This window comes from Aeromicrobium sp. CTD01-1L150 (genome assembly GCF_041951745.1).
Lineage (GTDB): Bacteria > Actinomycetota > Actinomycetes > Propionibacteriales > Nocardioidaceae > Aeromicrobium.
This window is the reverse complement of the sequence record NZ_CP169555.1, coordinates 2,965,818-2,986,332: the sequence shown is the minus strand read 5'-3', so window position 1 is coordinate 2,986,332 and position 20,515 is coordinate 2,965,818. Positions and strand designations below refer to the sequence as shown.

21 protein-coding genes are annotated in these 20,515 nt (G+C 66.5%); 6 read left to right on the top strand and 15 right to left on the bottom strand.

Annotation, left to right across the window (positions count from 1 at the left end):
* Positions 1-5 precede the first annotated feature (5 nt).
* The 11 genes from ACEVFP_RS14765 to ACEVFP_RS14715 all read right to left on the bottom strand — a co-directional run bounded on the left by ACEVFP_RS14765 (position 6) and on the right by ACEVFP_RS14715 (position 9,675).
* Positions 6-3,959 carry an LAGLIDADG family homing endonuclease gene (locus tag ACEVFP_RS14765; protein WP_375000201.1) on the bottom strand — a complete coding sequence of 1,318 codons (3,954 nt, stop codon included), beginning with the start codon at positions 3,957-3,959 and terminating at the stop codon, positions 6-8.
* 433 nt (positions 3,960-4,392) lie between these two features.
* Positions 4,393-5,226, bottom strand: coding sequence for a hypothetical protein (locus ACEVFP_RS14760; protein ID WP_375000200.1), 834 nt, complete (start codon positions 5,224-5,226; stop codon positions 4,393-4,395).
* A 154-nt stretch (positions 5,227-5,380) separates the two neighbouring features.
* Entirely contained in the window at positions 5,381-5,707 is a 327-nt protein-coding gene (locus ACEVFP_RS14755; protein ID WP_375000199.1) for a hypothetical protein, read from the bottom strand.
* A 5-nt stretch (positions 5,708-5,712) separates the two neighbouring features.
* The gene (locus ACEVFP_RS14750; RefSeq protein WP_375000198.1) at positions 5,713-5,916 is read right to left on the bottom strand and encodes a hypothetical protein; all 204 of its coding nucleotides are present in this window, start codon (positions 5,914-5,916) and stop codon (positions 5,713-5,715) included.
* Entirely contained in the window at positions 5,913-6,113 is a 201-nt protein-coding gene (locus ACEVFP_RS14745) for a hypothetical protein (protein WP_375000197.1), read from the bottom strand. The genes ACEVFP_RS14750 and ACEVFP_RS14745 overlap by 4 nt, the downstream gene beginning before the upstream one ends.
* Positions 6,110-6,526, bottom strand: a complete 417-nt coding sequence (locus tag ACEVFP_RS14740; RefSeq protein ID WP_375000196.1) for a hypothetical protein — start codon at positions 6,524-6,526, stop codon at positions 6,110-6,112. Before ACEVFP_RS14740 ends, ACEVFP_RS14745 begins: the two co-directional genes overlap by 4 nt.
* Positions 6,510-6,638: a hypothetical protein gene (locus ACEVFP_RS14735; protein ID WP_375000195.1), complete on the bottom strand. Its 129-nt coding sequence runs from the start codon at positions 6,636-6,638 to the stop codon at positions 6,510-6,512. The genes ACEVFP_RS14740 and ACEVFP_RS14735 overlap by 17 nt, the downstream gene beginning before the upstream one ends.
* Before the next feature lie 182 nt (positions 6,639-6,820).
* Positions 6,821-7,138 carry a hypothetical protein gene (locus ACEVFP_RS14730; RefSeq protein WP_375000194.1) on the bottom strand — a complete coding sequence of 106 codons (318 nt, stop codon included), beginning with the start codon at positions 7,136-7,138 and terminating at the stop codon, positions 6,821-6,823.
* 20 nt (positions 7,139-7,158) lie between these two features.
* The gene (locus ACEVFP_RS14725) at positions 7,159-8,190 is read right to left on the bottom strand and encodes a ribonuclease HI (RefSeq protein WP_375000193.1); all 1,032 of its coding nucleotides are present in this window, start codon (positions 8,188-8,190) and stop codon (positions 7,159-7,161) included.
* A 34-nt stretch (positions 8,191-8,224) separates the two neighbouring features.
* Positions 8,225-9,328, bottom strand: a complete 1,104-nt coding sequence (locus tag ACEVFP_RS14720) for a hypothetical protein (RefSeq protein ID WP_375000192.1) — start codon at positions 9,326-9,328, stop codon at positions 8,225-8,227.
* A 14-nt stretch (positions 9,329-9,342) separates the two neighbouring features.
* Complete coding sequence (locus ACEVFP_RS14715; RefSeq protein ID WP_375000191.1) at positions 9,343-9,675, bottom strand: hypothetical protein; 333 nt, start codon at positions 9,673-9,675, stop codon at positions 9,343-9,345.
* A gap of 1,177 nt (positions 9,676-10,852) precedes the next feature.
* On the opposite strand from ACEVFP_RS14715, the gene ACEVFP_RS14710 reads away from it, so the two are divergent.
* Genes ACEVFP_RS14710 through ACEVFP_RS14700 form a run of 3 tightly spaced genes read left to right on the top strand, consistent with a single transcriptional unit; the run spans position 10,853 to position 12,799 of the window.
* A complete protein-coding gene (locus tag ACEVFP_RS14710; protein ID WP_375000190.1) occupies positions 10,853-11,227 on the top strand; it encodes a hypothetical protein in 375 nt (124 codons plus the stop codon).
* 37 nt (positions 11,228-11,264) lie between these two features.
* A complete protein-coding gene (locus tag ACEVFP_RS14705) occupies positions 11,265-11,816 on the top strand; it encodes a hypothetical protein (protein WP_375000189.1) in 552 nt (183 codons plus the stop codon).
* 26 nt (positions 11,817-11,842) lie between these two features.
* Positions 11,843-12,799 (top strand): hypothetical protein, encoded by a 957-nt coding sequence (locus tag ACEVFP_RS14700; RefSeq protein ID WP_375000188.1) that lies wholly within the window; start codon positions 11,843-11,845, stop codon positions 12,797-12,799.
* A gap of 109 nt (positions 12,800-12,908) precedes the next feature.
* Here ACEVFP_RS14700 and ACEVFP_RS14695 read toward each other — a convergent pair whose 3' ends face one another.
* From ACEVFP_RS14695 to ACEVFP_RS14680, 4 genes are read right to left on the bottom strand one after another with little or no spacing between them, the layout of a single operon-like run.
* On the bottom strand, positions 12,909-13,772 hold the full coding sequence (locus tag ACEVFP_RS14695; protein ID WP_375000187.1) for a hypothetical protein: 864 nt from the start codon (positions 13,770-13,772) through the stop codon (positions 12,909-12,911).
* Positions 13,769-14,173 carry a hypothetical protein gene (locus tag ACEVFP_RS14690; protein ID WP_375000186.1) on the bottom strand — a complete coding sequence of 135 codons (405 nt, stop codon included), beginning with the start codon at positions 14,171-14,173 and terminating at the stop codon, positions 13,769-13,771. Before ACEVFP_RS14690 ends, ACEVFP_RS14695 begins: the two co-directional genes overlap by 4 nt.
* A complete protein-coding gene (locus tag ACEVFP_RS14685) occupies positions 14,170-15,174 on the bottom strand; it encodes a hypothetical protein (protein ID WP_375000185.1) in 1,005 nt (334 codons plus the stop codon). The genes ACEVFP_RS14690 and ACEVFP_RS14685 overlap by 4 nt, the downstream gene beginning before the upstream one ends.
* Positions 15,171-16,874 carry a hypothetical protein gene (locus ACEVFP_RS14680; RefSeq protein WP_375000184.1) on the bottom strand — a complete coding sequence of 568 codons (1,704 nt, stop codon included), beginning with the start codon at positions 16,872-16,874 and terminating at the stop codon, positions 15,171-15,173. Before ACEVFP_RS14680 ends, ACEVFP_RS14685 begins: the two co-directional genes overlap by 4 nt.
* A gap of 14 nt (positions 16,875-16,888) precedes the next feature.
* Here ACEVFP_RS14680 and ACEVFP_RS14675 point away from each other — a divergent pair, with 14 nt between their 5' ends.
* The 3 genes from ACEVFP_RS14675 to ACEVFP_RS14665 all read left to right on the top strand — a co-directional run bounded on the left by ACEVFP_RS14675 (position 16,889) and on the right by ACEVFP_RS14665 (position 20,407).
* Positions 16,889-17,626, top strand: coding sequence for a hypothetical protein (locus tag ACEVFP_RS14675; protein WP_375000183.1), 738 nt, complete (start codon positions 16,889-16,891; stop codon positions 17,624-17,626).
* A gap of 511 nt (positions 17,627-18,137) precedes the next feature.
* Entirely contained in the window at positions 18,138-18,986 is an 849-nt protein-coding gene (locus ACEVFP_RS14670) for a hypothetical protein (RefSeq protein WP_375000182.1), read from the top strand.
* Between the two features lie 53 nt (positions 18,987-19,039).
* Positions 19,040-20,407 (top strand): hypothetical protein, encoded by a 1,368-nt coding sequence (locus ACEVFP_RS14665; protein WP_375000181.1) that lies wholly within the window; start codon positions 19,040-19,042, stop codon positions 20,405-20,407.
* The last annotated feature ends 108 nt before the right edge of the window (positions 20,408-20,515 follow it).

The following is a 20,515-nucleotide window of genomic DNA, read 5'->3' as shown; positions in this document are numbered from 1 at the left end:
CGAGCTCACCACTGCGACAGGTCCGCCACGGCCGGGGCGTCCTCGTCGTCATCGCTGGCATCACCCGGGCCCTGAACGGACACGGCATCCTGGTCAGCGGCCGTCGTCTCGACCTCCGCAGCTGGCAACGGTTGGACGGCCGTGTTCTGCTTCGGGATCTGCGAGTAGCCCTGCAGGTCGGCGAACCCTTCCCGATCGGCCTCGAAGTTGTCGATGGCGAGAGTGAACGGACTCATCGGCGTCGACCCGGCGCTCGTGCGAACCGCCGCGGTGAACTGTGGCAGCTGCTTGATGTCCTCGGCCGTCCACTCATCAGACGATCCGATTGCTCGGGCCATCTCTGCGGCCGCAGTGTCATTGTTCAGCCGGTACGAGATCAGCGTCTCGAAGTCCATCAGCGCTTGCCGCACCTGGTCCTCAAGCTGGTGCGGTCGCTGGGTCGCCAGAACCTGACGAAGCCCGTAGGAGCGGCCCTGGTCGCGCATCCACGTCATCACTTCCGGCGAGTGTCCGGCGAGCATCTTCAGCTCGTCGGAGAACAGCGAAACGCTGCGGTTCTCGTCGAACCACGTCGAGCAGTATCGCTGGATCGAGTTGCGCAGACTGAACATCAGGATCGAGCTGATGACCTGGTTCAGGTTCTCGTCGATGACCACACCCGAAGCGCTCGTCCCGGTGTTGATCACGACGCTGCGGTTCTCGGTCAGAATCCGCCGCCACGACACCTTCGGCCGTGCAGGTGACCACCACTGCTCCAGCTGGCTGAGCTGGAACGTCTTGTTCTCGCTCGACTCGATCAGGTTCCGCCGCTGCGCCGGCGTCGTGCCGTCGTACAAGTTCGCCAACGCGTCAGCGGCCTCCACCAGGTCCGCGTGCCCGGAGCGGCGTGCTTCGTTGACGATCGCCTGATGCAAGTCGATGCCAGCCTGATCACCCCGCCCGCCCAGCAGCGTGTGCGCGAACGTCACCGGCGACGCGTTCGGATCCAGACCCTGAACCTGCGTAGCCACCTCCGGGCCCACCGCCAGCGACCCGGTGAAAGCCGCCGTCAACGACTTGAACGAACGGTCACCGACCGCGCTGTCACCGAACGCGTACCGCAGCGCGTTCGTGAAGAACAACGCCCGGTCACCGACCCCACCAGGAATGTCCAACACATCCAGCCCGTACGACGCCGGATCGCCCGCATCGATCACCAACGTCCGGTCGCCGGTCGCCTTCGCCCACGCGACATACTTGGGCACACCCTCGCCCTTGGACTCGAACGCAACCAGAGCATTGTGCGGACCAGGGAACCCTGCCGACGGTGAGGCTGAACGCGTCCGCTCCAGGCACGCCCACCCGAACAGCGACCGGACCAGCTGTGAGTTGTGCGTTGGGACGAACCCGTCGGTGAGGTACAGGTTCGATGGATGCTCGACTTGGATGCAGCGCATCGGCACGCTCTCCCCGACGTCGATGCCTTCGACGTACAACCAGCTCGAGGTCTCGCGGACCTGCGTCGGTAGTCGCTCCGCCTTCCGGCTCAGGCGGAAGATCGGCAGCGTCGTCGTGAACCTGATTCGGTGGCGATCTTTGCAGTCGATCAGGATGCCTTCTCGATCTCGGTACGCCGCATGCCCCGATGAGGTCGACGCCTTGATCCCGAGGGAGCGGACCAGCTCCAGTGCCCCGGCAGCGAGTTCATCGTTGGACAGGGCGATTTCACACGCACCCTTTCGGCTGATGGTGCCATCGGAGTCCATCAGACCCTGAAGCAGCGCGAGTCGTTGGTCGACCGATGCGCGCAAGTAGGTCGGTGGGATCCGCTTGGACTTCAGGACGCCAAGAGACTCGAGTAGGTCACCGAGGCTCCAGTGCACTGTGTTCGATGCTTCTCCGCGTAGCCGCTGGCGATCGCATTCTCTGCACTGGACTCCGAACCGTCGACGGTGTCCGCGTCGGCACTCGCCATGAGGACGCACGAGTGACACATAATCCGCGCCCTTGCGACGCCGGACCCGGACCTCGCCGGACCATGCCGCGCGAAGCTCGGTAATCGATTCCGCGGCATCCTGATCCCCAACGCACACGATTCCGTCACCGGTCGTACCGTCGCCGAGCCAGTAGCCGAGGACGTACGGGTCGAGGGGCAGAGCGACGTCATCAGCGGTGATGGACGATGGCATGCGGATCGCCCAGTTGTTTCCTCCACGCGCGACGGTTGCCGAGCGCCTCATCTCCTCGGTGGTGACGACAACTTCCAGCGGCTTGACCTTGCTCCCGCGTTCGACATGGTCCGCGTAGAGCGTGAGGAATTCAGCCATCGGGAACGCGTGCGCCACCTTGGTGGCCGTCACGCCGGCAGCAAAGCCCTGGGCCACGTACTCGACGCTGACATCGATCGGATGGAGGCCGACGTCGCGAGCGAACGACCGAACATGTGAGCCAGTAGCATCGATCATCTTGGCCAGATTTGAAGCCGTGGCGACCGTTCCTGGTTCGATGTGAGCGGCATCGGCCCGCAGCGATTGTGCCCGCTGATGGTCACGGGTTTGCCGGGAGGCCCTCGCCATCATCGCTCGCGGAGTGAAGCGGTCACGGGAAGCCTGGGTTGATGCTCGCCACAGGTGATCGGGTCCGCATTCGACCACTTGTCCATCGGAGAAGCGGACTCGGTGTACCGCGCGATCTTGAATCCCGGAGAATCCAGCGATCGGGGTAGGTGTCCCATCGGCGGCGTACACGAAGTCCCCAACGGACAGTTCCCCGTTCCGCGCCCAGCCGTCGGGGAACCTTGCGCTCACCGGGACGGGGAAGCGGGTGTCCAGAGGTTGCATCTTGCCGGACCCGCCCGAGCCGATGATCCCCACACCGTGACGCTGCGCCTCCGCCTCCAGATGAACGCCCTCGTCTGCAGCAGTCCTGCCGATCCGCGGACCCACTCGCTTCAGCAGCGCAGGCGGCGCCGAACGGCTCCGCGTCGTCGCCGAGCCCGACTCCGCCCCAGCTGTCGGAGCCACCACCCCCACCGCGACATGAGGGCCCACCATGAACGACCCCGTCGCCAGCGGGTACTCACCCTCCTGTGCCGGCACGATCTTGCCGTCCTTCTCGTTGCGCTTCTCCGGCTCAGGAGGCTTCGGCTTCTTGTGCCGCTTGGCTGGCTGCGCGAACACCAAATCCCGCGCCGCCCGCTGCCCCAGAGCCAGCGGCGACGGCAGCCAGCCACGACCACGGCCGAGGCCCAACCCGCCAGCGACAACCGTCCCGGCCGCTGCCACGATCGCCGCCTGCGGGACCCCCGCCAGCAGCGCGGACACGACCACGGCGGCAGCTACCACCGAGACGGCGGCCATCGATCGGGCCACTCGCCACGGCGACCACGCCACCGAGCTCACATCGACATCGAACCCCGGCAGCGAGGACGCCACCTGATCCAACATCGTGCGCACCTCGCCGGCCGTGTCCGCCCCCGCCCACACGCTCATCACCATCACCTCCGAGGCCATCGAATGGTGAGTCGGAACGTCCGAGCCCAACCGCGCCGACAACCACCCGTGGTGCCACTTGCGCTCGCGCCGGCTCGGTTCCCGCAACGTCAACGCCACCCATCCATCCGGGGGGATCGCGTTCGCCAACAGCCGTGCAGTCTCCGCAGGATCCAGCCCCGTCTGAACATCACGAGTGACCACCGAATGACGCGACGCCACCAACTGCCCGGTCAACACATGATCGTCACCGCCGACCAGATCGACCTCATCGACCTTCTCCACCCGAGCACCCACCGCATGGGACAGATGCAGCGCCGCCTTCCCCGCCGCCTGCACATCCGGTGCCACCAGGTAGCCGTTCAGCCCCTCGGCACTGCGATGCACCAGCAACGTCACCTGGCCCAACGACTTCACCACCGAAGCGAACGGCCCCGAACGCTGCACGATCGTCGTCGGGTTCAGGTCCGACGACGCCGTGCGAGCCATCTTCCAGATGCCAGTCGGTGCACGATGTCCCATGCACAGGAACATGCGCCAGCCCGCCGAGCAGCTCGCGGCGGCGCCGGTGGCAAACCGGGAGCACCTGACGTCACAGACACCCCAGACGCCACGCGGATTTCACCCCAAACAGGCTGCGCCCCCGCCGTCCCAGCCTGCTCCGCAAGCTCCGCAGGCCGACGGCCAGTATCGAAGAGAGCGGAACGGAACACACGTGTCCAACAAGCAACGCACCCCGCCGACCCTGCACGCACCGTCCCGGGCCGAAACGCCACGAACAGCCACGCAGCGAACGAATCGACACGCCACGAGACGCCCCGAACACCACGCCATGACCGAGCGAAGCGAGGTCTCTTTCTATGTCGGCTATCGCCGTGGACGCGCCGACGGGGCGGCGCTCCTACCTGCTAGGTACGCGGGGTCATAGCAAGGTCACGTCGTCGTCGGCGTGGGCTGCCACAGTGAACTGTCCGCCGGCGGGCACTCCCTTGCCAACGCGACCGTTGCTGACCGCTGCGCGGAACACTTCTCGGTAGGTGTCAGCCGCGGCGACGACCGCATCACGATGGGCGGACCGTGCGATGTCTCCGCGGACGAGCTCGCCTTCAGAGTCGAGATAGTCCTCGGCGTTCTCGGCGTCGAACTCGTGCCCTATCGGGCCAATGCCGCGGGTGGTCCTGGCTCCGTCGTCGTACTCGTCGCGGTAGTACATGACTCCGCCGGTGTTGGGCGTCCAGCGGGTCTTCTGGAGCTCGTCGTTGAACAGACGGTCCATGCGGTGGCCGAGAGCGTCCTCGACCGCACGGTTGTTCTCCTCCACCTCCCAGCGGATCGTGTGTGACCTGTCGTCGAAGTAGACCGTCGCAGTCTCGTCGTCGAAGGCACGTGCGTCTCCGTCAGGCCAGGTGATGTCGCTGAGCTCAGGTGTGGTCGGAAGTATGTGCCGGCGGCGGCCCACTGCGTCGGTCACGGTGGTTTCGCACGACGCCAGGACGGCGCGCACGTCATCGGCGAACTCGAGACCTTCCACGCTTCGAGCGTCCCGCGACAAGTTGTCGATGAACCTATCGCGCGTGGCCTGGTAGGCCTCGGGGTCGGTCCGTTGGTGTTCGGTGAGCTCGGCGGAGAACCGTTGGGCGGCATCGAAGGAGACTTCCTTGGCACGGTGAACTTCGAGCCGGAAGGTGTCCAGGGCGCGACTGTAGTCATCTTCGGGGAGGGTGAAGTTGCCCCACTCAGCCTCGTAGTGGCTCATGCATTGATCCCCTGGTGTTCGCTGGCGACCTGGCCGGTGATGGATGATCGTTGCGGTCGAGCGTGGCAGCTGTTCATGTCTACTAGGTACGCGGGGCGATGTGATGCTCGCTGTTGCGTGGCCCCGACCTCGATCGTCCTCGTCGCGTCGCTCCTCAGACGACCCTCACGGCATCATCGGCGGCACGCAGTAGGAGCGCGGCGAGTTTGCGCATCTCCTCGGGCTGGCGAACTGCGACTGTCACACCGTCCTTGAGGAGTGTGACCGCCGGGTCGTTGGGGTCCTTGTCCCAGCCGTCCTCGTGGTCGAGAACTCGGAACCCGTCGAGCGGCGCGTCGTCGAGGGGGTGATCGACCGTGGCGTCTTCGTATCCACCTCGCTGGATTGACCGCTCGACCGTAGAGGCGGTCACGTCGGCCTCCTCGCCCGAGACGACGGGCAGGGTGACGATGAGTCGGCGGGTGCGGATCTCGTTGGTCATCGTGGTCACGCCCTCCCGGCGTCGATGTTGTGACGGATGGCGTCCAGTGCTCCGTGTGCTCGCTTCTCGGCGAAGTCTTCTGCGGCCCTCAGATCGGCAGAACGCCTCTCAGCGACCCTGAGGGCGTCTCCACGCTCGACTGTCCGCCGAGAAGCGAGCACGCAGTGGCCGCACTCGCAGCCGTCGGCGTTGAGCAGCTGGTCGGTCATCGCTGGGCCTTCGGTGGAGCGGTGTCCTTGAGCGCCTGCTCGACGGCGAGCGCCCTCCGAGCCTCGGCGCCGTGCGCGGTCTCGGCCCACTCGAGGAAGTCGGGGTCGGACTCGCACTCGTCGCGCTCGAAGTCGAGCCCGACGTCGTGCGCGCCGAGTCGCCACGCGACCTTCTGCCACCGCTGCGGCGCGTTCACTGGTCGGCCTCCGGGCCAGCGACGGCGGCGCGGATGAAGGTGGCGTACTCGTGCGCGTAGCCGCCTTGCTCCGGGCCGAGACGTTCCAGATCGCGGGCCAGCGCTTCGACCGCTGCCACCTTGCGCTCGGCGTCGTCAGCGCGGCGTGATGCGTGGACGAGTTGCGCGGCCACGTCGTCTCGGGCTGCAAGGGCCTCGTCGCACTCGCGGGTGCGCCGTTGAAGCGCGTCGATCATGCGCGTGGCCTCACGGTCGGACTCCTCGACCTCCGCCTCAGCCTGCTCGATGCGAGCGACCAATGCGCGGATGTCGTCCCGGTAACTCGCGTGGTGCTCATCCAGCCACGACGCACGTTCCCTGATCGCGTCAAGGCCCACGTCCGGCGTGGGGGTGGGCTCAGAATGGCGGTTCACTGTCGGCCTCCAGGTGCCACCTGATCGCGTCGGCACGCTCGTACTCGTCGTAGTCGTCCGGGGCATCGATTTGGACCACCACAGCCACGTCACTGAGGCTGCTCGCACTCATGCTGTCGTCACCTCCAGCGGCTCGTCATCCAGCATCCGGTCGAGCTTGGAGTCGAATGCGTCGATCTCTCCGAGCAGCTCATGCACGGCGAACTCGATGGGGCTCATCGGGGGCCTCCGGTGGTGTCGATGACGGTGTGCTCGCTCATGTCTTCTAGGTAGGCGGCAGCCTTCGAGGCTCGCTCACGCCGCTGCCAGCTGTCCGCAGTGGGCGCACACGTGGCGGCCGGCTGCGCGATCTTCGAACTCGGTGAACGTCACCCGGGGAGTGGTGCGCCAGAACTCGATCAGCTCCTCTGAGGCATAGGCGTGTGCTCTGACCTGGGGGCCGGAGAACAGGGTGAACGGATCGATTCCGGACCGCCGGCCGCGCTTGTTGAGCAGGTTGCCGCGGCAGATGTGCTCGGCTGCGGCGTACTGAGCCTCGAGGAAGTCGGCGTAGTCGCGGCGGACCTGGCGCCACTCGTCGACCGCGGCAGCGAAGAAGGCTGACTGGCTCATGCCTTCTAGGTACGCGGCACTCACGCAGCTTCGCTCACGTCGTCGCCAGCCACGGTCTCGGATGCCACATGGTCGGACGCGGCCCGGATGGCTCCGACGTTGATGCCGTGGAGGATCCTGTGCTCGGCGCCGACACCTGCCGATGCGTCTGCGCAGCGACGTGCCGATACCGCGAGTGAGTCGGCCACCTCATTGAGCGGATGCCCGGTGTGCGCCTTGACCTTGGTGTACCGGATTCTCAGCCCTTCGACGGCCTGGCGAAGTGACAGCTTGAGGGACGAGCGAAGCTGAGGCGCGTCTTCACCTCGCTTGAGGCGCCTCATGACAGTGATCGCTGTCTCAGAGTCGGTGAGCACGTCGACGGTGCCTATGCCACGGGTCAGGGACGGGAACGCAGTCCTGACGTCTTGGAGCCCCCAGAGGATGGCTTCGAGCTCGGCGTTGGCGTAGGCCGCCTTCGTGTGCCCAAGCCGCATGCGGCTGCGGGTCGCCGCGGTCATCGAGGTGGGGATGCTGACCCAGCCAAGGCCGACGTTCTGTGAGCGGTCTGACCAGGATGCGTCGGTGGCCAGCAGCACTCGTTCGGGGGAGGCGACCGGATCGGTGTCCAGCAGTGACTCAGTGACCTCGTAGAGCGATTTCGCCTGCTGAGCGATGCGGTCGTGTCGCCAGCAGATGCGTCGATCGAAGGGCAGCTGTCTGGCGATCTCGTGTACCTGCGTGTCGCAGTCGACGATGATCCTTCGCCAGTCACTGAGGTTCGTGACGATGGACTCGACGGCTCGCAAGCCCACCTCGAGAAGGTGTTGTCCTGCGCGCCTGGTGTCCGTGGGGTCACGGTGCACGATCTCCGCGTGGCGGAACACCACTCGGTCCGCGTCGGTGGCGATCACGGCGAACGCCGCCGCTGTCGGTCGTCGCGAGACGATGACGCGGACCGTGAGCAAGGCGCCGGTGTCGTCGGGTTCTTCGCGTGGGCGGATACGGCCCGCGATCGCTGCCGGCGTTGGCGGTGTCGCGCATCTGGCGGTGCCGCTGCTTGAGGTGCACATGCCATCTAGGTACGCGGCAGTGGCCGAAGACCGCTCAAGCCGCGGTTTCTTCCTCTTCGTCGACGAAGTAGCGGCGAGCGTTCAGGCCGGTGCGGCGTTCCAGCTCATTCAGCGGTTCACCCGTCTCGCGCCACCGTCGGACCAGATCGACCCGCTCGTCGAATGAAAGACCTCGAACGACGGATCGGTCCCCTCCCATCGCCCGCTCGATGGCGACGTCGTCGAGGTCGAGCCCCTGATCGAGGAGACCGGTGGTGTCAGCCGGCTGAGCGGAAGGGTCGTCAATGAGTTCGTCATCCCAGGCCAGGGGAGGAAGCCACACCATGCGGGCGGCGTACTGGCGCGCCCGTGAGGCAGCGGCCTTCTCGTGCCACTCCGTCGGCTCGTTGGGGTGCATGGCGAGCTCGTCGTAGAGATCGCGCACTCGTTGAGCGGTGGCAACCGTCACCTCCCTGCGATCGTGCAGCAGGGGTCCGAAGTTCGAGGCGAGCATCGAGAGCCGTCGTGCGAGGTTGCTCTGGCTGTAGCCGATCGCGACCAGGGCTTGGAGTCGACGCCGAGTCCCCACGGCGCTGATCCGAGCCCCGTCGGCGAGGTCGACTTCGAGGGCGAGGAGGCGGACCTCGGTGTCCCTGCGCACTCGCTTGCTCGGGACACGAGTGCCGTCGGGTCGCCGTTTGCCATAGACCAGTTTCCACAGCAAGCCTTGGCTGATGCCGGATACGACCACGATCCTCTTCAGACCCATCCCTTGGTCCATCAGCGCGCTGACGTGCCGCCTGGACGGTTCGGCGTCGACGTAGTTGTCCCAGCGCCCGTACGCCTGTTGACGGGTGCGTTCGGACTCGTACTCGGCGTTCGCTGACGAGCATGGCGTGCAGCGGCACCGGTCCAGCGTGTAGCAGGCGTAGGTGCCGTGTACATGCTGCGCGACCTTGTGCCGGCATGGCTTCGGGGTGCGGTCCACTGCTGCTCGGCGATCCTCGCCTCGCTGGCGGGCTGCGGCCTTGGCTTGGTACTTCTGGCAGGAGTGTCGCCGCTTGGCGTAGTCGGCGCGTCCGGCGGTCTCGTACCTACCGGACCAGCCACAGGACTGACAGGAGCGCTTGAACGTGCCGCGTGGCACTGGTGTCGACATCGCTTCCTCCCCGTTCAGGCCGTGGCCGGTGGTCGGAGGGCGACGGTTTGGTCGGTGATGTACAACGGCTCCGAGGTGCTTCGGAGCACCAAGAGGACGGCGAGCTCGCCGTCGAACAGCTCGTCCGGCACGACCCACACGGAGCTCTCGCGCCTGCCCTTGGACCAGATATGGCCACTGCGTTCGACACGACACCCGGCAGGGCCCTCCTGGGTCCACGCCACTGGTGCGCCGACCTCAGAGCCGACCGGTCCGTACGGGGCGGGGTCCGCCTTGGCCTTGGGTGGCTTCCACATTCGGTAGATGGACGGCAGGCGCGGCTTGGTGCGGCGGTGCTTCCTGCGCATGTGGTCTTCGAACAGGTCTCTCTGTTCTGTGTCGAAATCGCAGCGGCGGCAGGAGCCGGTGAAGGAGGTGGACATGCCACCTAGGTACGCGGCACGAGCCATAGTTCGCACACGTCATGTCGAGACTTGTCGGCGTGAAGGTCGGCTCGTGCGGTCTCCCCCAGCCAGAATGGGTCGCAGGGGGTGCCATGACTGAATCGACTTGCACCGGGCGGCCCGCGGTAGAAGCTGCGCGAGAGTGGATCAGCCTCCACGCTGGGGTCGTAGACCGGCCCTCCGCTCTGACAACCTTCGGTAGGGTCGGCGCGCTCCTGAGGAGATCTCAAGGTGGGAAGCGGTCACTCCTAGAGAGGGAGGCGTGCGCTGAGGAACTGGAGTGGCTCGCAGCAGGATCGCGCCAGGGGGAGTGGGGTCCGCTGTCCCGAGTCGCCGGTCGACGACTTGAGTCGACCCTGCGTGTCATGGAGGCGAACTTCCCGGCATTGAGAGACCAGGTAGTGGAGATCGCCACCCGCTTGCCTCACCTCCGGGCGCAGGTCGAGCTCACCGGCGACTAGGCCATGGTCGGCGAGTTGTGCGATGACATCGTTCGCCTGCTCGAACACGCCGACCTACCAAGCGACGCGCGACGACGGCTTGCGAGTCATCTCCCTGGGCATCGTCGACCCATCCCTCGTGAGCTGGAGGACCTCCACCGATCCGGTGGGCCGCTCTTTCTGTCGGCGCGTATCCAGAGATCCAGCCGGAATGAGCTCGATCCTCCGGAGCAGGAGATCTGGCTCAGTCGTATCGCGACTCTGCCGGACGAGGGCACCGGTCTTGGGACGGCTGCGTTGGTCGAGCTGTGTCGCTTCGCCGACGAATACGGATTGCCGATCACATGCGAGGTGGTCCCCGACCTTCATTTCGGCAAGGAGGAAGGTGAGCGGAGGATGCCGCGGCTGGCCGGCTGGTACAGCCGACACGGGTTCGTCGCCCAGGGCGGAAAGCTCCCTACGCAGTGGGCGCGCGGGGAGGAGGTGACCCGGCCGCCCCGCTCGGCGCGGCCGCGCCAGTGATGGGGTCTGTGCGAGAGGTCTCTGGTGCCGCGTACCTAGAAGACATGACCCAGAACCGACTGTCGGACAGCGGCGATCAACCGCGACGCCGTCCGGCCTGCCGAGAGAAGAGATAGCTCATGCGCAGCCCACGACACATCTACCGGGAGGTCGGACGCGTCGAAGAGTGCTGCGCGTACGGCTGCCCGCACACCGTCATCTACTACGAGACCAAGACCGTCGCCCCCACCGGTGGCACCAAGTCCTACGCCGGCGAAAGTGGCCACTACATCGCAAGCCTGTTCCACGACGCCCAAGGGCGCATCTACCACCAGCACATCGAACCCGACGCCTCCGGGTCGTTCACCTGGTTCCAGCGCGACGACGACTGGGGAACCTTCGGCACCGTCGTCGACGAGGACCACGGAGCTCGCACCCTGCTCGGGCAGCCGTTGAACCCCAGAACACCTACCGGCCCTCAGTGGAGGCCAGGCTCCGCGAACGCCGCGGCGTGAACGCAGATTGTCCGGCGCAGGTGGGAGGCTGATGATCATGGATCCGGTCATCGCGGTCTTCGGGGCCGCATGCCTGCTCGCCGCTGCGGCCGTCGGGTTCTTCACCTGGAAGGGTCGGCACGATCGGGAGCCGGCCAAGACACTCGGGCAGGCAGCCCTCGCATGGTTGGCGGCCTGGTTCGCCACAACGATCTTCGCCACCAGGCTGCACGCGTGGATCTTCCTCGGTGGGCTGGTGGTGCTGATCGGCGCGGCACTCCGCGTCGGGTACCGCGGCCGCCGCGACCGGCGACAACAGCGCAACCTCGCTCGGGAGACGGGCATGCCCGCTGCTGAGGTCGCCAGAGCCTACCGACGCAAGCCGTTCTCGCCGATCGTCCTCCTGCTGCTCTACGTCGTCGCCGCCCTGGCAGCGGCAACAGTGGGCACGGTCCTCACGGCCACGGTGGTCCAGACCGAGATCCAGGACGCATCGACATGGCCCACGCCAGTGGGACCAGAGCCGTGGCCAGTCGCCGCGATCCTCTACGTCCTCTCCGTCGGCGCGGCGCACTTCCTGGTCAACTCGTTTCGCCGATCCACTGGCTGAGAGCAGTCCCCGCGTACCTAACGGGTATGAGCGCCAGAGCACCCCAGCACCGCCAACCTCACGGCACCCCCGCCGGGGGCCAGTACGCACCTCTCGAGCACGCAGACGACGGCATCGACCTGATACTGCAGTCCGAGGAACGAGTCGCGTGGGTTGGCGACACCCCGATCGTTCCCACGCCGGAACCGCACGAGATGCCGTTGATCCGCGGCCTGGGGGAGATGCCCCGCGACCGACGCTCAGAGCTCGACGCCCTCGTCGCGAGGGTCGCCGAACCCAGCGACACGAAGGATGCCGACCAGGGGGACCTCGAGGAGACGGCCTACCGGGACGAACTCGACGCCGAACAGATCCTCGACCACATGCCACCGGATCGGTTCTCCCCGGCCTGGGAGGAGATCCGCCGCGCGGTTCACGAACCCGATCTCGGCGCCGACGATCTCGGCAGCGCCATGGCCCGCGCGCTCAGCGAAAACGACGCCTGGCGTGACGCCAAGGGCATCCCGGCCGTCGACGACTACACGCCACCGGCCCAGCACCGAGTCGACGGCCACGGCCCGCAGCCGACGAAAGGTGAGCACCACCCCGGCGGCCACGTCAACGTCACCGACGTCGCCAAGAATGTCCGCCAGGAGATCAAGACGGCCAAGGCCGCCGGTCACCTACCCGATCACCTGGACTACCGGGTCACGACCGACAAGTTCGCCGGCGGACAGAGCCTGGACGTCACCGTCTGCGGACTGGACGACACCCAGGTCCGCGAGCCCAAGAACAACAACGGGTTCACGCCACTCACCGCCGAGGCACGCGAACTGGACAGCCGCGTCCAAGGCATCGCCGACGCCTGGAACCGCCAAGACATCGACAGCATGACCGACTACTTCAACGTCTCCTACTACAGCCACGTCGAGCTGGAGTCAGAGCGCAGCCGCGCGTTCCGTGAAGCCGAGGCCGAGCGACGCAAGGCCAAACGGAAGCGCTAGATCGGTTTGCTGGGGAGGTTGTTGAGCAGCGGTCACCAGGTGGCGTCTGTGCTGCTTCCTAGGTAGGCGGCATTCAGATCTCTTGCACATCCAGATAGTCGGACGATGGTCAGCCTGCCCAGGCTGAGACGTCGACGCCGTGCTCATCGCTCAGCACTCCGGCGAGAAGTTGGGAGAGTTGCTGGCGCGCCGTGCGCACCTCGGCGAGGGACAACTGGCACCGCTCCACGATGGCCCGGTTCGATGACAGCTCCAGCTCCAGGTCCAGCAGCATCGGCTCCGCCCACACGCGGGCGACGGCACCGAGCTCGTCGGAGACACGATCTGCCAACCGGACGGTCTTCTTGAGTGCGTCCCGGACATCGACACGGTCCAGGTATCGGGTCTCGGTCTGCGGTTCGGCGATCTCCTGGTAGTCATCGATGTCTTCGACCTGGTGCAGGTCGAAGTCGGCGACCGTGGCGATCATCCCTTGCCTGGCAGCGTCCTTTCGGGTGGCGCGCATCCGATCGTTGGTTGCCGCGACCACCTCTTGTGGCGATGGGTCCCGACCCATGGTCTGGGTCATCTGGGCACGGTCCCGCTCGAGCTCGCTGCGGCGTCGGCGCATCGAGTTCATCCCCGACGCCGGGTTGGTGCCCGCTGACGACTCGAAGAACTGGGTGATCCGGTAGCGAGCCCGGTACTGGGTGAGGCTGACGAAGCTCTGCAGCTTCTCCAACATCCTCGGGTTCTCGATGGTCTCCTCGATGAGACCGTTCGCGGTCTCCAGGATGATTGCGTAGCAGTCATCTGCCCAGGTATTGCGGTCGACGCGGAACGAGGAGCAGAAGCGATGTGCCATAGAGAACAGATCGCGGTGTGCGAGCTGGAAGAACTCTGTGATCAGCATGTCGCGCTGGTGTCCGGCCTCCGCGGCGACGATGTCGGTCAAGAGGTCGTGGTAGTCCATCCGCTGCTCGGTGGCTCTCATCGCCGGACTTCCTCACGCAGTGGCATGTAGGGGAAGTTGGGGGTGGGTGCGCCGCGGGGATGGTTTACGTCGAGCCAAGCCAACAGTCGACGGCCGGCGGTGCGGCTGTCGATCAGCCAGCCAACAGTCAAGGGAGCCCGGCCGGTCTCGACGATCTCGCCCAGTCGGGCCAGCATCTGGTCAGCGACGACCGGACCCCAGGCCGGCTTGGCCATCAGGACCTGACGCAGGCGCAGCTTGCGCAGTGGTGCGCCTTCCTCCGCGGAAGCGTGGACAATCAGGTCGTGCACGTCGATCACCTCGCTGGCGATCGCGACCAGCCACTCGGCTCGATAGCGCTGCGCGCTTTGCCGGGCGGCGTTGGCTCGCTCGAGAGGGACCTGTGGTGGCCGGCGGTTCATCGCAGATCGATCTCGACGTCGTCGGTCTCGTCTAACAGCTGGCACCACGACGCCATCGGGTCGGGGGTGATGGTCATCGCGTCGTGCGCTCGCTTCGTGGAGATGCGGGCGTTCGGGTTGAGCTCGTTGTAGGCCTCGACGAGCTCGTCGATCGAGTCCGGTTGCACGGTCTCGGCGAGCCTGCGCAAGGCCCGGCCGATTCGAGGGTCGCCGATTTCCTTGCGAACGGCGTCTTCGGCGTCTCGGCGCAGGCTGGAGGAGATGTAGCGGACGGGGTCGACCTTGGCGAAGCTCGATGGCCGCAGACACCGTTCGATCAAGCGGGTGACGGCGCCGGGGTTCTCGTCGTCGCCGAAGAGGATCCGGTCTCTGATCTGATCGAGCTTGATCGGGTCGAACAGAGCGACGACGTCCTCGTCGAAGATGTCGGCCAGCACCCGCCGGTGGGCCTTGTGCACGCACTGGTCGACGAACTTCTCCAGGTTCATCCGGAACTGCCATTCGGCCAGTCGGCCGGCCTCGGCGATCCGTTCCAGTTCGGCGGAGATCTTCTGCCTGGACTGTGGCGGGTAGGTCACCGAGCTGGGCGGAGTGTCGTCTCCAGAGGTGTCGGTTCGTTCGCTGCGGACCAGCTCGGAGCAGGCGACCTCGATCGACCCCACGCCGGTGTGGCCGAGGCTGGACATGGTCCACGTCGAGTCCTGCTTCTGGCCGAGGCCGATGACCTGCACGGTGCCGTCGGCGTGGTCGACGCGCACCGGCATGTGCAGGCGTTCGTTGCCTCCCGGCACGAGGTCCTTGCGGCCGACGTCGATGGCGGCGAGCCGCCACACCCACACGTCCAGCTGGGCAATGGCACCGCGGGCCGGGAGCCCGCCGGCTTCCAGCAGCTGGGCAGCGTCTCGGCCACGGATGATGGTCTCCAGTTGGTCGCACCAGGCCGTCATGTAGGCGGCCCGCGCGGGACGGTGGTCGGCGATTTCGGTGCCGCTGATAGTCACTTGACTCGCCTCCGGATTCGGTTGACCGCGTCCTTCCATCCGGGACGGTTGAAGGACTGTGACGTCCGGGGTGGCGGACTGAACCGGCGGTCGCTGGTGACCTGGTAGAGGATCTTGGTGACGACTGGTGTGAACGTCGAAGACGCGGCGGAGGTGAGGCCGGCGTTGGATTTGCGTCGGACCTGGTCGTCGAACGGAGCGACGCCGACATAGGTGGAGAGCTGCTCGAGGAGCTGTTCGGTGCGCTGCTCGTCCCAAGGGTCGTTGTGTGGGGCCATGTTGAGCATCGCGAGCATCCGCTGGCGAGGTACTCCGGCATCAGCGAAGGCCCTCAGTCGCCAGTACAGATTGTTGATCCCCGGCGCAGTGATGTTCCCGATACCCAGTCCCCAGGCGCCGCCGCCGAGGAGCGGCTTGACGAACCCATCGACCATGCCGAACGGGTCTAGACCTTCGATGGTCTGAGTGTCGACAACGACCAGGTCGGCCATCTGCCGTGCCTGCTCGACCGCGCGGAGGTAGACGTCTGGAGTCACCGAACCATCGGCGAGCAGTCCTGGGCTCGGTGCGGCGACGAACAGGAACCCAAGCTTGTCGAGCCGTGATCCGCGCAGCTCGGCCATCATGTCCGGATCGAGGGCGCCGCCGCGCAGGTCGCCATGGCGGGCGATGTCGTAGATCGTCGGGATGGCCCGCTCGCCAAGGCGCAGGTAGGTCCTCAGGTCGCCCTGGCCGATGTTGCCATCGAACAGGACCACGCGTAGACCGCGGGCCGCGGCGATCTGGGCGACAGTGATGGCGACCGTGGACTTGCCGGCGCCTCCCCGGCCAGCCCAGCAGACGACGCACTCCCCACCGCTCTTGATACCGGAACCGCCGAACAGGTCCTCGGCTGCTGCCGGCTCCTGGGCCTCCGGCCTGCGGTGGGTCGGCTGGTGATGCGGTGGGGTCGGTGACCGCGTGGCGGCGTGGCGGGTGGTGCTGGTGGGTCCGGGCTGCTGCACGGCGGAACGGCGGCGGGGGCTGACCCAGTCGTCGCCGGGGGCCTCGTCGGCCCAGGGGTCGTCAACAAGGGTGTCGTCGACGCCGTGCTCGGCTACGTTGACGGGCGGAGCGGTCGCTGTGTCGGTCTCCCAGGGATCGAGTTCGGGAGGAGCTGCTTCGGCGGGCGATGACTCGGTTCGAGCGGGACGCTGAGATCCGGCGTCGGGGGTATCGTCGGTCGTCGGCCAGGCTGGAGCATCGGGCGTAGGTTGGGCCGCATGGAAGGTCTGGGCTTCGGGTCCGACGGCGACGTCGTCGACGCCGTCGCCATCGATGCCGGCAGCCTTCAACACCGTGGAAAGGACCGTGGGCACGTGAACGGACTCGGCACGCTCAGGTGCGAACCCGGTCCCGTGCTCGCGATGCAGCACCACCACTGCGTGCTCGGCGGCCAGGCGGATCACCCAGGGCTTCATTCCCGGCCGGCCGACGTCGGAGACGATCACCGGAATCTCGCCGACCGTCTCGAGGTGTTCACGTACCGCGGCGGCCGCGGCCCGGAAGTCCTCGCCAGTGACAATCGACAGGCCAGCACGAGCCAACGGGCCCCTGAGTTCGTCGGCCTCGACCAGCCCGACCGTCGTCGAACGCTTCTCGTCCATACTTCGTCTATGACGGGTGCCGCGAACCAGTCCCCCCTGGGGTGCATTCCCCACCGGACGGAGAACCTGTGAAGGCCGTGCATCAGGCGACAGCGCGGTATCTGGCGCACCTGCACAACCCCCTGGTGAGTGCCTCACGCAAGGCAGCGGTCACCAGTTCGTTCGAGTCGGTCATGAGCGCACATCAGGACTGGGCACTCATGTGGTTCTCCGGAGTGACCAGCTCGCTGATGCAGGCACTCCCCGCCGATGACCCGTGGCGAGCCCTGGGGGGACGGGTGGTCGGCGGTGGTGTCGACCTGGTGCGACCCGGACCGCACGGCTACATTCCCGACGGTGTCGGCGCTGCCGACGCCAACGGAGCCTTCGGATCCGCTGACGCGCTGAACGACCTGGCCACCGCGGAGTCACCGGATCTGCTGTCTGACATCGTCTACGCCCCCGTAGTCGATGCGCTCGAGCCAGCCGCGGCGGCGTTCCTGGCGTTCAGCACCGACGGGTGGAAGCCAGCGTTCACGGCGGCGACGTCACTGACCCAAACACACGGTGCCGAGGTGACCAGCTTCGGCGATGACGCTCTGCGGTGGGCCTGCACTCGCCGTGCTCTGTACAACGGCTTCGATGACCGCTATCCGGTGCTGGTCGGACTGTGGTGGCTGCGCCGAGCCGATCAGTTGCTGGCTGACCTGTCGCGCGTCGATCTTGACAGCGAGATCACCGACGAGATCACCGACGCGGCGATCCCGGACGGCTCGTGGCAGATGATGCAGCAGCCGTTCGACGATTCATTTGACCCTCGCCGGTAGGCGCCAAGCGGGCATTGGCGATGGCACTTCGTGGTCGCGGTGAGCAATTACTCACCCGAGTGAGTAACACTTTTCACTGCGGTTCCAGGTGTATTCGGTCGATTACTCACTTACTCACCGTTCCGGAAGTGTGCATATAGGGACCTGGATCAACGAACCATCGAGTCCCCCGCGACATCGGTGCCGGTTCACCTGTATCTCGTGGTGACATACCTCTGACTGGTGAGCAAGGTGAGTAACAGGTCGGATACGACTGCAAACAGAGGGATAATCGCTACTCACTAGTGTGTGTGTCGAGTGAGTAAGGTGAGCACTACATACATACAGATGCTCATTCTCACCTGCTATTCCAGCGAATCCGTCCGCCGTCGACATCCTAGGCCTGGTGAGTAGGGGCTCCACTCGGATAGCGGACCAGTCGACAGGAATCGCGATCTGGAGCTCGGTTGGAACCGGCGCATGTTTCGAGGTAGATCTGTCACCACGCACCCGCACGGAGGAAGCGCCCCTCATGGAGACCAGTCGCCGCCGGTACATGACCAGGCCGGACGAACCGCTGCTGCTCGCCAGCTCCGCCGCCGACCACGTCGGGCGGTACACCCAGATGGTCGAGGAGATGGGACTGCCGCCGGAGAAGATCCTCTCCACCGCCGTCAGCTCGGTTCCCCTCCCGGTGCGTCAAGGCGACCAGCTCGACCACCGCTGGCCCGAGGTCGCCGCAGAAGCCATGTGGCACCCGCTGCTGTGGTTGCCGCACCAGCTGGCCGGCCGCTACAACGCCACCGTCGACGGGGAGAACTTCCGCGAGACCGACACACTATGGGCGATCCGCGTCGCCCTCGAGCTCAGCGCGAGCGGGCTGTACGACATAGAGACCGGCGGCTGGGCGGACGTGCTGGCCTCCGTCGGAATCGACGTCGACGAGGAGTCCGATCTCGAGCGCGTCGCCGCCTGGCAAGCCGGCGAGGTCGACGCCGACCTGGACAGCATCGACTTGACTGAGCTGTTCGCCCCCGAGCCGGGGGTATCGCAGACCTGGGCCATGGAGGATGCGATCCGCCTGGAGACTCTCGTGGTGGAGTCATCCTGGGTGCGGATGGCCGACGACCTCATCGACCTGGTGCACGCGGCCGACGGCTCCCCGACCGAGGACGAGGACGCTCGCCGCATGGTCGCGATGATCGCCCCGGACGTGTTCGCCGACGTGCCCTTCGATGTCGATGAGCTCTGCGACCCCGACGCCACCATCGCCGCGGTGTTGGCGAAGCTCTCCGAGGTCGCCAATCTCTACCGGCCGACGCTGGCTGAGCTCGAGCAGCTCGTCGAGACACCAGATCAGGCAGGCTCGACCGCCGGCTGAGCTCTGCCGCGCCGGGCAAATCACTGCTCGGGAGCTGCCGGCATAGATGCCACATGGGCACCGGGCACGATGACAGCTCCGTCGCGGACGGGCCGCTGCTGTCTGCTGTCTTCGCCGAGCCCGAGCATCGCGAGGAATCCGACGAAGCACCACCTGACGCTGTAATCGGTCAGGCTGGGACCGGCGGCGGTCATGCGGCCCTGCAGTTCAACAGCGAGGGTGAAGGTCTCGCCTGGATCGAGGCGAACGTCTTTGGGGATAAGGATCTGCCGGCAGCCGGGGGACCCACGAAGCTCCACCGGCTGCCGTGGCCGACCATCGGGCCGCGAGCCGTTGCCACCGGTCTCAGCTTAATCCTGACCGTGGCGATTGCCGCCACCTTGTGGTTGGGCCTGGTGCCACGACTCCCGGACAACGACGCCGATAGGAATCTGGCGCCGACGCAGGTGACCGAGGTCGGTGAGACCCGAGCGTTCACCGAGGTCCTCGGCGACGAGGTCTGGAGCAGTCAGCGCACTGCTGGAGCGCCGGCCGTCGCCACTCGAGCCGGGGTGGTCGAACTGTCCGATGAGCGGGCCACGATCCGTTCAGTTTCGACCGGCGAGCAGCTGGACACCTTTGGCGTCCCGGGTCGGGTCGACGCGGTCTTCGACGCCACGCTCGATGGCACGACCGCGTTGGTGCTCCGCTCGGGTTCGACATTGACGATCTGGAGCGAAGGCGCGCTCGCCGAAGCGCGGCTTCCAGACGGAGCCTCGGTGTCGGCTGCGGGTGACGGGGTGCTGATCATGGCCGGCTCCGACCAGTGGGCTCTGACCGGGCAGGGCGATCTGGTCGAGGTGGCCCTGCCCGCGAGATCGACACCCATGGGAGTGGTTGGGGAGCGGCTGATCGCAGCCGATCCGGACGGGACACTGTTCCTGGCCGACTTCGAGTCCGATGCAGCTCCGCGACAGGTCGATCTGGTCGCTCCCGACAACGGGTCGCGGATCGCCCGGTGGGCGGGCCTCGGCCGCGACAAGGTTGCCGTCATCTGGCGGTCCCCAGCACGCACGGTCTTCGCCGTGCACAAGACCACCACAGGTGAACCTCTCGCTGTCGCCGAACTCAGCGATGAGGCCGCGGCGGGCGGGCAGTGGCGACGCGGCCGCGGAGCCGAGGTGGCGACCTTCGCCTCGCTCGTTGTCGATCTTCACGACGGCCAGATCACCCGCTACGACGACGACGTCGAGCTCGACGGCGGATACGGAGCCTGGTCCACATCCATCGACGGCGTCCTGCTTCAGGGCAGCACTGCCCTGAAGGCCGAGCGTAGGCTGCTTGCCATCACCGACGACGTCGTCCTGCTCGAGGACGGAGGCCAACTCCGCGGCGTCACTCTCACGCATCCAGAACCATCCGAGGAGACCGGCGCTCGCTGACGACGCTCACGCCCTACCCAACGACTCGGCCGGCGGCACCGCATGTTGCCGCCGGCCGAGTCCGGTTCCGTCCACCCCTTCTGATAGTCGTCGAGCAGGGCGAAGCAA

What these genes read in the sequence shown, in the direction of transcription:
- ACEVFP_RS14670 (WP_375000182.1), top strand. Translation starts at nt 18,138, where the DNA reads ATGGAGACCAGTCGCCGCCGGTACATGACCAGGCCGGACGAACCGCTG.
- ACEVFP_RS14755 (WP_375000199.1), bottom strand. Translation starts at nt 5,707, where the DNA reads ATGACCAACGAGATCCGCACCCGCCGACTCATCGTCACCCTGCCCGTC.
- ACEVFP_RS14760 (WP_375000200.1), bottom strand. Translation starts at nt 5,226, where the DNA reads ATGAGCCACTACGAGGCTGAGTGGGGCAACTTCACCCTCCCCGAAGAT.
- ACEVFP_RS14730 (WP_375000194.1), bottom strand. Translation starts at nt 7,138, where the DNA reads ATGAGCCAGTCAGCCTTCTTCGCTGCCGCGGTCGACGAGTGGCGCCAG.
- ACEVFP_RS14710 (WP_375000190.1), top strand. Translation starts at nt 10,853, where the DNA reads ATGCGCAGCCCACGACACATCTACCGGGAGGTCGGACGCGTCGAAGAG.
- ACEVFP_RS14665 (WP_375000181.1), top strand. Translation starts at nt 19,040, where the DNA reads ATGGGCACCGGGCACGATGACAGCTCCGTCGCGGACGGGCCGCTGCTG.
- ACEVFP_RS14750 (WP_375000198.1), bottom strand. Translation starts at nt 5,916, where the DNA reads ATGACCGACCAGCTGCTCAACGCCGACGGCTGCGAGTGCGGCCACTGC.
- ACEVFP_RS14725 (WP_375000193.1), bottom strand. Translation starts at nt 8,190, where the DNA reads ATGTGCACCTCAAGCAGCGGCACCGCCAGATGCGCGACACCGCCAACG.
- ACEVFP_RS14690 (WP_375000186.1), bottom strand. Translation starts at nt 14,173, where the DNA reads ATGAACCGCCGGCCACCACAGGTCCCTCTCGAGCGAGCCAACGCCGCC.
- ACEVFP_RS14695 (WP_375000187.1), bottom strand. Translation starts at nt 13,772, where the DNA reads ATGAGAGCCACCGAGCAGCGGATGGACTACCACGACCTCTTGACCGAC.
- ACEVFP_RS14705 (WP_375000189.1), top strand. Translation starts at nt 11,265, where the DNA reads ATGGATCCGGTCATCGCGGTCTTCGGGGCCGCATGCCTGCTCGCCGCT.
- ACEVFP_RS14720 (WP_375000192.1), bottom strand. Translation starts at nt 9,328, where the DNA reads ATGTCGACACCAGTGCCACGCGGCACGTTCAAGCGCTCCTGTCAGTCC.
- ACEVFP_RS14765 (WP_375000201.1), bottom strand. Translation starts at nt 3,959, where the DNA reads ATGGCTCGCACGGCGTCGTCGGACCTGAACCCGACGACGATCGTGCAG.
- ACEVFP_RS14700 (WP_375000188.1), top strand. Translation starts at nt 11,843, where the DNA reads ATGAGCGCCAGAGCACCCCAGCACCGCCAACCTCACGGCACCCCCGCC.
- ACEVFP_RS14735 (WP_375000195.1), bottom strand. Translation starts at nt 6,638, where the DNA reads ATGAGTGCGAGCAGCCTCAGTGACGTGGCTGTGGTGGTCCAAATCGAT.
- ACEVFP_RS14715 (WP_375000191.1), bottom strand. Translation starts at nt 9,675, where the DNA reads ATGCGCAGGAAGCACCGCCGCACCAAGCCGCGCCTGCCGTCCATCTAC.